10 protein-coding genes are annotated in these 9,351 nt (G+C 70.6%); 3 read left to right on the top strand and 7 right to left on the bottom strand.

The features are described from left to right. Nucleotides 1-46: 46 nt before the first annotated feature. From AOK22_RS15085 to AOK22_RS15095, 3 genes are all read left to right on the top strand, one after another. The gene (locus tag AOK22_RS15085) at nt 47-991 is read left to right on the top strand and encodes an HAD family hydrolase (RefSeq protein WP_055699156.1); all 945 of its coding nucleotides are present in this window, start codon (nt 47-49) and stop codon (nt 989-991) included. Between the two features lie 427 nt (nt 992-1,418). Then, nucleotides 1,419-2,216 carry an ECF subfamily RNA polymerase sigma factor, BldN family gene (locus AOK22_RS15090; RefSeq protein ID WP_055699157.1) on the top strand — a complete coding sequence of 266 codons (798 nt, stop codon included), beginning with the start codon at nt 1,419-1,421 and terminating at the stop codon, nt 2,214-2,216. Nucleotides 2,217-2,495: 279 nt separating this feature from the next. Continuing rightward, a complete protein-coding gene (locus AOK22_RS15095; protein ID WP_055699158.1) occupies nt 2,496-3,764 on the top strand; it encodes a DUF5667 domain-containing protein in 1,269 nt (422 codons plus the stop codon). A 116-nt stretch (nt 3,765-3,880) separates the two neighbouring features. On the opposite strand, the gene AOK22_RS15100 is transcribed toward AOK22_RS15095, so the two are convergent. The 7 genes from AOK22_RS15100 to AOK22_RS15125 all read right to left on the bottom strand — a co-directional run. Then, a complete protein-coding gene (locus AOK22_RS15100) occupies nt 3,881-4,930 on the bottom strand; it encodes a lysophospholipid acyltransferase family protein (protein WP_055699159.1) in 1,050 nt (349 codons plus the stop codon). Between the two features lie 14 nt (nt 4,931-4,944). Further along, nucleotides 4,945-6,006, bottom strand: a complete 1,062-nt coding sequence (locus tag AOK22_RS15105) for an NAD-dependent epimerase/dehydratase family protein (RefSeq protein WP_055699160.1) — start codon at nt 6,004-6,006, stop codon at nt 4,945-4,947. A gap of 253 nt (nt 6,007-6,259) precedes the next feature. Further along, complete coding sequence (locus AOK22_RS39725) at nt 6,260-6,358, bottom strand: 30S ribosomal protein bS22 (protein ID WP_003948845.1); 99 nt, start codon at nt 6,356-6,358, stop codon at nt 6,260-6,262. A 145-nt stretch (nt 6,359-6,503) separates the two neighbouring features. Beyond that, nucleotides 6,504-6,713, bottom strand: a complete 210-nt coding sequence (locus AOK22_RS15110; RefSeq protein ID WP_157869005.1) for a helix-turn-helix domain-containing protein — start codon at nt 6,711-6,713, stop codon at nt 6,504-6,506. A gap of 132 nt (nt 6,714-6,845) precedes the next feature. Then, entirely contained in the window at nt 6,846-7,661 is an 816-nt protein-coding gene (locus AOK22_RS15115) for a phosphatase (protein ID WP_055699168.1), read from the bottom strand. Between the two features lie 244 nt (nt 7,662-7,905). Beyond that, nucleotides 7,906-9,081 (bottom strand): acetoin utilization protein AcuC, encoded by a 1,176-nt coding sequence (locus AOK22_RS15120; RefSeq protein ID WP_055699161.1) that lies wholly within the window; start codon nt 9,079-9,081, stop codon nt 7,906-7,908. Further along, on the bottom strand, nt 9,032-9,351 hold a 320-nt coding region (locus AOK22_RS15125; protein WP_157872240.1), incomplete at its 5' end, for an MFS transporter. The genes AOK22_RS15125 and AOK22_RS15120, both read right to left, overlap by 50 nt.

A 9,351-nucleotide genomic window follows, 5' to 3' on the forward strand; every position in this document is an offset into this window, starting at 1 on the left:
TCCCACCGACTCCGGAACGACCGAACGAACTAGCTATGCTCACCGCATGGCCGCTCTCGGATGGCTCACCCCCCGTAGGCGCTCCGCCACGGCGCGGAGCGTGTTGGCAGGCGAGGCCTCGGCTGAGGCAGCGCGCAAGTCCTCCCAGGAGCTGGAGGAACTCGCGGAACGGGCCGCGCCCGACGAGGAGCCCAAGGAACCGGAGTTCCCCGTCGTCGGCGACGACAAGGCCGCCGCCTTCTTCGACCTCGACAACACCGTGATGCAGGGCGCCTCGATCTTCCACTTCGGCCGCGGCCTGTACAAGCGGAAGTTCTTCGAGCGCCAGGAGCTGTTCCGATTCGCCTGGCAGCAGGCGTGGTTCAGGCTCGCCGGCGTCGAGGACCCCGAGCACATGCAGGACGCCCGCGACAGCGCGCTGTCCATCGTCAAGGGCCACCGCGTCGCCGAGCTGATGTCCATCGGCGAGGAGATCTACGACGAGTACATGGCCGAGCGCATCTGGCCCGGCACCCGCGCCCTCGCCCAGGCCCACCTCGACGCCGGCCAGAAGGTCTGGCTGGTCACCGCGGCCCCGGTGGAGATCGCCACGGTCATCGCCCGCCGCCTCGGCCTGACCGGCGCCCTCGGCACCGTCGCCGAGTCCGTCGGCGGCGTCTACACCGGCAAGCTCGTCGGCGAACCCCTGCACGGCCCCGCGAAGGCCGAGGCCGTGCGCGCCCTGGCCGCCGCGGAGGGCCTGGACCTCGGCCGCTGCGCCGCGTACAGCGACTCGCACAACGACATCCCGATGCTCTCGCTCGTGGGACATCCGTACGCGATCAATCCCGACGCCAAGCTGCGCAAGCACGCGCGCGAGCGGGACTGGCGGCTGCGGGACTACCGCACGGGCCGCAAGGCTGCGAAGGTCGGCATTCCGGCCGCCGCGGGAGTCGGCGCGCTCGCGGGCGGCACCGCCGCGGCGATCGCCCTGCACCGCCGCCGTCACTGACCGCCGCGCACGCGGCCGGCGGCCGCGCCCGACACCGGGACCGGCGGCAGCCGGCCCCGTCACCGCCCGTGCCGGACACCGTGACCGATCGCGCCGGGTGCCGTCACTGAGTGCGGCAGGCACTGAACATTCTCTCGGTCCTACCCCGCCCTGCCTCCCGCCAGTCACGTTGGTTGAACTCGGCCACAACACGCCCCGCGCCACGCCGGAATGCGAACTAATCCGATCAACAACCGTTCACTCTCCGGTACTTGATCGGGCTTCAATCGGTAACAGAAGCGACGTAATCGATGATTTGAGCAACTGGGTGTAGCGCTGCCTGTACGAAGCGTTATTCTCCTCAGACGCATAAAGGACCCCGCACGTCGCTACGACGGGTGAACGGTCCCGCACTGCACGTGATGGAAGCTCTGCCTCTGGGAGTCCCGTGTACCCACACGTCGGGGTTGACGCCTCGGGCCTGGCTACGCTGCGCGCAACGGTCATCGACCGCTTGCGCGGCTTCGTCCCCACCGCGTACGCCGTCCCCGCCGTCGCCTCCTTCGCCGCCCCTGCGCCCGCGGGGCCCTGCTATGCCCTGGCGGACGGCGGTGCGACGGTGAGCAGACGAGCTCGCTCCGGCGGCACCACCGCCGCCGCCTCGGCCCCCGCCCCCCGCCGTCCCGCCGCGGACAGCGACAGCGCCCGCATGATGGACCTCGTCGAGCGCGCCCAGGCGGGCGAGTCCGACGCCTTCGGCCGCCTCTACGACCAGTACAGCGACACCGTCTACCGCTACATCTACTACCGCGTGGGCGGCAAGGCGACCGCCGAGGACCTCACCAGCGAGACCTTTCTGCGCGCCCTGCGCCGCATCGGCACCTTCACGTGGCAGGGCCGCGACTTCGGCGCCTGGCTGGTCACGATCGCCCGCAATCTCGTCGCCGACCACTTCAAGTCGAGCCGCTTCCGCCTCGAAGTGACCACCGGCGAAATGCTCGACGCCAACGAGGTCGAGCGCAGCCCCGAGGACTCCGTCCTGGAGTCCCTCTCGAACGCGGCGCTCCTCGAAGCCGTCCGCCGCCTCAACCCCCAGCAGCAGGAGTGCGTCACCCTGCGCTTCCTCCAGGGCCTCTCCGTCGCCGAGACCGCCCGGGTCATGGGCAAGAACGAGGGCGCGATCAAGACCCTCCAGTACCGCGCGGTGCGCACGCTCGCACGACTCCTCCCGGACGACGCCCGCTAGCGGGGAGTAGTGCCCAACTCACCTTCCGTGGCGGCCAGATGGCCGTCACGGCGGTTCGCCGATTCTTCGCGGTCCGATCATCTTTCGTCCGTAACCCAAGTGCCGCGACGCTCGTTGTGCGGGATGCAGGCTCCCTGTGGTCGCTACCTGATGTTCCCCTGGCCCTTAATGAGCAGGGGAGACTCCACTCGCTCACCCGATCGTGTGGAAATGTTCAGGAGATGCAACCCTCAGGACCCCCTGGGGAGTCGACCGTCATGACGAGAGGAGGTGCCGCCAGTGATCGCGAACGTATCGGCCCACCGGCGGGCGAACGCCTTCGCCCAGGCCCTGGAGGAGCTTTCCGACCAGGACCCGGCGGCCGAGCAGTCCGAGGACTCCGCGTCCACACCCGCGGCCGCGGCCGCATCCGTGGAGTCCCCCGAAACCACCGCGGCCCGCGGCGAACCCACCGAGCAGAGCCGCATGCTGGCCCTGGCGGAAGGTCTCGACGCGCTGCCCAAGCCCGCCCTCGACCCCGAGGTCAAGGTCGTCCAGCGCGCCCAGCTCGTGGCCGCGATGGAAGCCATGTTCCAGGAGGGCGGCAGTCCGTCGGTGCCCGAGCAGCGCTCCCGCAAGGGCGCCCACCGCGCGGCCTCCTTGCGGAAGTTGCGGCCGCGTTCGCGCCTGTCCAAGGGCATCGCGGCGGGCGGTCTGACCGTCGGCGTCGCCGCGGGCGCGTTCAGCGGAGTCGCCGCCGCCAGCTCCGACGCCCTCCCGGGCGACTCGTTGTACGGGCTCAAGCGCGGCATGGAAGACCTCAAGCTGGGCATGGCCGACGACGACGCCGACCGGGGCCAGATCTACCTCGACCAGGCGTCGACCCGGCTGAACGAGGCGCGCAGACTCATGGAGCGCGGGCGCTCGGGCACCCTCGACCACGAGTCCCTCGGTGAGATCAGACGCGCCCTGTCCGGCGTGCGGCACGACGCCACCGAAGCGCACCGCCTGCTCTACGAGGCCTACCAGCGCGACGGCTCCCTCGGCCCCATCCAGGCGCTGTCCGCGTTCTCCCAGTCGCACCGGGAGAGCTGGAGCGACCTCCAGGGCCGCCTCCCCGTGCAGCTGGGCGACGTGCGCGAGCAGGTGGACTCGGTCTTCGACGCCATAGACCAAGAGGTCGACCCGCTGCGCTCCCTGCTGCCGCGCGCCCCCCAGAAGGGCGGCGGCACCGGCGGCCGGAGCTCTCAGGGGCCCACCGGCTCCCAGGACACCGGCCGGCACTCCTCCCGCCCCTCGGGCGGCGGAGGCGGTTCGCACGACGGCGGGACCGGCACCGACAGCAAGCCGAAGCCGTCCACCTCGCGCAGCCAGGACGAGGGACTCCTCGGCGGCACCTCGGGCGGCCTGCTCGACCCGCCGGACGAGAAGACGTCCCCGGCGCCCTCGGACGGCAAGAGCAAGCCCGGCCAGGGGGGCAACGACTCGGCCGAGCCGGACGTCACCCTGCCGCCGCTGCTGCCCGGTCTGCTCCCGGAGCTGGGCATCGACGGCGAGGACGTGAAGTAGTCCTCCCGGGTACGTGGTCGGGGGCGCTCTCCTCATGAGGAGAGCGCCCCCGACGCGTGGGACGAGCGCCGCGGGAAGAACACGGCGGAAACACGCCTAGAAGAACCTAGAAGAACCTAGAAGAACACCGACCGCCGCTGCACCAGCAGCTTGTACAGCGAGTGCTGGATCTGCTCCCGCACCTGATCCGTCAGGTTGAACATCAGCATCGGGTCCTCCGCCGCCTCCGGCGGATAGCCGTCCGTCGGGATCGGCTCGCCGAACTGGATCGTCCACTTCGTCGGCAGCGGCACCGCGCCCAGCGGCCCCAGCCACGGGAACGTCGGCGTGATCGGGAAGTACGGGAAACCGAGCACCCGCGCCAGCGTCTTCGCATTGCCGATCATCGGGTAGATCTCCTCCGCCCCGACGATCGAGCACGGCACGATCGGCGACCCCGTCCGCAGCGCCGTCGAGACGAAGCCGCCGCGGCCGAACCGCTGCAGCTTGTAGCGGTCGCTGAAGGGCTTCCCGATGCCCTTGAAGCCTTCCGGCATCACCCCCACCAGCTCGCCCCGCTCCAGGAGGCGCTCCGCGTCCTCCGCGCACGCCAGGGTGTGCCCGGCCTTGCGGGCGAGCTCGTTGATGACCGGCAGCATGAAGACGAGATCGGCGGCGAGCAGCCGCAGATGCCGGCCCTGCGGATGGTTGTCGTGCACCGCGACCTGCATCATCAGGCCGTCCAGCGGCAGCGTCCCGGAGTGGTTGGCGACGATCAGCGCCCCGCCGTCGGCGGGGATGTTCTCGATGCCCTTCACCTCCACCCGGAAGTACTTCTCGTAGAACGGGCGCAGCAGCGACATCAGGACCTGGTCGGTGAGCTCCTCGTCGTAACCGAAGTCGTCGACCTCGTACTCACCCGTCAGGCGCCGGCGCAGAAAGGCCAGGCCGCCCGCGATGCGCCGGTCCCAGCCGCCCGAGCCGCGCGGCTCGGGCGCCGGCGCCGCCGCTTCCGTGCGCTCCGCCCGCGGCTCCCCCTCCCGTGGTCCGTCCTGCTGTCCGGGCAGTGCCTTGACCCCGGCCACGGGGTCGCCCTTGCGCCGGGGCGCGGGCCTGCGGCGCGACGTGCGCTGCGCGCCCGCGCGCGACCGGTCGTCGTCGAACGGAATGACCTTGGCGTCCGCCATCGTTGACGCTCTCCTCAGTTGGCGCTCTGGTTGCCACCCGCGAAGGGCAGCGCGGCGATCCGGTCGACTGCCCCCGCGAGGGCACCTGGCGGCAGCAGTCCCGGACCCCGGCTGCGCACGAAGTCCGCGAAGGTCTCCGCGGTCGTGTACTTGGGCACGAACCCCAGTGTCTCGCGCATCTGCCGGGTGGCCACGACTCTGCCGTGCGTGAGCAGCCGGATCTGCTCCGGCGAGAAGTCCGTCATGCCGACCGTGCGCATCGCCGAGCCGACCCAGGTGACGGCCGGCAGGAACACGGGCACGGTGGGGCGGCCGAGCCGCCGCGAGCACTGCGAGAGCAGCAGCTGGCCGTCGCCCGCGATGTTGAACGTGCCGCTGTTGAGCGTCCCGCGCTGCGGGTCGTGCGAGGCGAGTCGCAGCACCTCGACCGCGTCGTCCTCGTGGACGAACTGCAGGCGCGGGTCGTAGCCGAACACGGTCGGCAGGACCGGCAGCGAGAAGTACTCGGCGAGCGGGGAGTCGGCGGCGGGCCCCAGGATGTTCGCGAAGCGCAGCACGCACACCGCGACGTCCGGGCGGCGGCGCGCGAAGCCGCGCACGTAGCCCTCGACCTCGACGGTGTCCTTGGCGAAGCCGCCGCTGGGCAGCGACTTGGGCGGGGTGGTCTCGGTGAAGACCGCGGGGTCCTTGGGCGCGGAGCCGTACACGCTGGTGCTCGACTTCACCACGAGCCGCTTCACGGTCGGCGACTTCTGGCAGGCACCGAGCAGCTGCATGGTGCCGATGACGTTGGTCTCCTTGACCGAGCCGCGTCCGCCCCGGCCGCCGCGGCCGCCGAGCGCGGTGGCCGTCACGTCCATGTGCACGACGGTGTCCACGCCGAACTCGGCGAGCACCTTGGCGATCGCGGGCTGCCGGATGTCGGCCTGGACGAAGTCGGCGCCGCCCAGATGGTGCTCGGGCGGGACCGCGTCGACGGCGACCACGCGGTCGACGTCGGGATCTCGCTGGACGCGCCGGACGAACCGTCCGCCCAGCTGTCGGGCCACCCCGGTCACGAGCACGACCTTGCCCAAGATCAGCGCCTGCCTTTCCCCAACCCTCGCCGCTCACCGTCGACTGTGTCCCGGCCCACGCTAGCGGGTGGATGTTGCGCTGTGATGACCGTGCGCTGCGGGAAGTGACGACGGACACAGGAGTACGTACGGACCAACCGCCCGCCCCTCAAGTACCGCCCGTCCCGCGGGTGCCGTGCGGCCCCTCCGAGAACAGCCGAAGCCCTCCCACCGACCGGTGGGAGGGCTTCGATACGCGCTGTCGCAGCGTCGCTTACTTCTTGTTGCGACGCTGAACGCGAGTGCGCTTCAGCAGCTTGCGGTGCTTCTTCTTGGCCATCCGCTTACGCCGCTTCTTGATAACAGAGCCCACGACTACCCTCGCTCACTTCTCTTCACTCGGTGCGGGGCAGCAGACTGGGCCCACACGACCTACGTCGGCCTAGCCTACCCGTCCCCGCGTGAGGGACGTAATCGAGGGGCCATGACCCCTGCGCGAGGGGCCGGAGGCCCTTCGCTCAACCTGCTTCCACCCCCACGTAGGACTCGCGGAGGTACTCGTGAACCGCCTGCTCCGGGACCCGGAAGGACCTCCCGACCCGGATGGCGGGCAGATGACCGCTGTGCACCAAGCGGTACACGGTCATCTTGGACACTCGCATCACCGAGGCGACTTCCGCCACGGTCAGAAACTGAACCTCGTTCAGCGGCCTCTGGTCTGCAGCCATGACACCCCACCTGAACCTTCCGCACATGACGGGCACCGGCTTCCCCTTCCGGTGACGCTTCGTCGCTGTGCGCTCACTCCCCAGACTAGGGGCGGATGATGCGAGTGGGGAAGAGGAGTAGCCATCGGCCGCCTACTGTGACAGACACGCTCGATTGAGTACATAGCGAGTAAGCGGTCGGTAGTAATCAGACCGCACAGCGTCATCAAGCGGAACGACGACGGACACCTGCCCCTCGGCCTCTCCGACGAACAGCGCGGGATCGTCCGTATCCGCCAGACCGATCGCCTCAAACCCCAGCTGACCTGCTCCGCAGACCCAGCCGTGGTCGCCGACGACGAGCCCGGGAAGCGGTCCGCCGGCCTCCGCGGCGGCGTCCAGGACGGCCCGAACCGGCAGTGGTGAGTGGGTGTGTGCGCCGGTCTCACTCCCCGTGGGACGCGCGCCGGGTTCGCGCACCAGCGCGACTCCTTGTACGTAGTCAAGGTTGTACGTACGTAGGCCGAACCGGGTCGTTATGTCGACACTGTTGCCCTGCGCGGGGGTGAGGACGGTGCATCCGGCCGCCGACAACGCGTCCGCCAACGCGGCGTAGAACCCGAGAAGCCGGTGCGGATGACCCGTCCCGAAGAGCACCGGAAGCCGCTTCCGCGCGGCCTCCGCGAGCCGCTCCGCGAAGGCGTCGAGCGCCGACAGCGTCCGTTCCGGATCGATGACGTCGACCCCCGAGGTGTGCCGGGGGTCGGCGGACACCCCGCACTTGTCCGCCATCAGACCCAGCAGATCACCGGGCCCCCAGCTCCACTCCGGGTCGAGCCCGAGCAGTATCCGTGGGTCACGGGCCGCGAAGAGCCGGTAGCTCCGCAGACTCTCTTCCCGCGAGGTGGCCACCGGCCCGGCCAACCGGGCCGCCAACAGATGCGCACGCAGGGCGCCGGTGCTCAACACCCTGCCGATGCTGGCGCATCGGGGCACGGCGAACCTCAAAAACCCCGGAAAACCCCCACAGTTGGGCTAACGCGGGCATAATCGGGCCCCTCGCCCCACACCTCGCGCACAGGCCCCTGAGGCACAGCCCCCGGCTCACATGGACTCCTGGCACACACGGACCCGTGACGCACCCCAGCCCCGGACACGCACACACGGACCCGTGACACACCCCGTCCTCCGGACGCGCACGCGCCTCTACGCCCTACGCGAGCAGCCCCCGCAACGGGAACGCCGCACGCCGCGCCGCGAGCACCGCCTGATCGAGGCGGTCCGCCGGGTCGTACCCCGACTCCCAGCCCTTCCACTCCACGGGCCACCGCCCGTCCGTCATCCGCCCCGGCCCCAACTGCCGGGTCCGCGCGAAGACTTCCTGCCGCCACGCCTCCGGGATCACCGCCGTCGGCTCCACGGGACGCCCCGCCGCGATCCCGACCAGGTGCGTCCACGACCTCGGCACCACATCCACCACGGCGTACCCACCGCCCCCGAGAGCCACCCAACGCCCCTCGGCGTACTCATGGGCCAGCTCGTGGCAGGCGACCTGCACGGCACGCTGCGCGTCCAGCGACACGGCCAGATGCGCGAGCGGATCCTCGAAGTGCGTGTCCGCCCCGTGCTGTGTGACCAGGACCTGCGGCCTGAACTCCGCGAGCAGCTCGGGCACCACGGCGTGGAAGGCCCGCACCCACCCCGCGTCCCCGGTGCCCGCCGGCAGCGCGACATTCGCGGCGGACCCCTCGCCCGCACCGTCCGCACCCGTCTCCTCGGGCCACCCGGTCTGCGGGAACAGCGTCCTCGGATGCTCGTGCAGCGAGATCGTCAGAACCCGCGGATCCTCCCAGAACGCGGCCTGCACACCGTCCCCGTGATGCACGTCGACATCGACGTACGCCACGCGCTCGGCGCCCAGTTCGAGCAGCCGCGCGATGGCCAGCGCCGCGTCGTTGTACACACAGAATCCCGAAGCGGCGCCCGGCATCGCGTGGTGCAGCCCGCCCGCGAAGTTCACGGCGTGCAGCGCGCCCCCGCGCCACACCGCCTCGGCCGCACCGACCGACTGCCCGGCGATCAGCGCCGACACCTCGTGCATCCCCGCGAAGGCCGGATCGTCCTCCGTCCCGAGGCCGTACTCCCCGCGCGCGGACGCGGGATCGGCGGAAGCGGCCTTGACCGCGTCCACATAGTCCTGGCGGTGCACGAGCCGCAGCGTGGAATCACCGGCACGCTTGCCCGCGACCACATCCAGCTCCTGGTCAAGACCGAAGGCACCGATGAGACTTCGGGTCAGCCCGAGCCTGACCGGGTCCATGGGGTGACCCGGGCCGAAGTCATAGCCCGTTACTGCCTCGTCCCACATCAGCTGTGCGCGGCCGCTCATGCCCGTCACCGTATCGGTCCGTCCCCGGGGCGAAGGAACGGGCGTACAACAAGGTCACGAGCACCAACACCATGGGAACGAGCATGGCCCCGCGGTAGTTCCACGCGTCCCCGAGCCCGCCCACCAGCGGCGAACCGATCAAAAAGCCCACATAGTTGAAGATGTTGAGCCGTGCGACGGCCGCGTCCGAAGCCCCCGGGAACATCCGCCCCGCCGCCGCGAACGTCTGCGGAACGATCACACACAACCCCAGCCCCAGCACCGTGAACC

It is taken from the genome of Streptomyces silaceus (assembly GCF_001419745.1).
Classification (GTDB): Bacteria; Actinomycetota; Actinomycetes; order Streptomycetales; family Streptomycetaceae; genus Streptomyces; species Streptomyces silaceus.

Bases quoted from the DNA above. Each gene is read 5' to 3' on its own strand.
- AOK22_RS15085 (WP_055699156.1), top strand. From the start codon at position 47: ATGGCCGCTCTCGGATGGCTCACCCCCCGTAGGCGCTCCGCCACGGCG.
- AOK22_RS15100 (WP_055699159.1), bottom strand. From the start codon at position 4,930: ATGGCGGACGCCAAGGTCATTCCGTTCGACGACGACCGGTCGCGCGCG.
- AOK22_RS15110 (WP_157869005.1), bottom strand. From the start codon at position 6,713: ATGGCTGCAGACCAGAGGCCGCTGAACGAGGTTCAGTTTCTGACCGTG.
- AOK22_RS15120 (WP_055699161.1), bottom strand. From the start codon at position 9,081: ATGAGCGGCCGCGCACAGCTGATGTGGGACGAGGCAGTAACGGGCTAT.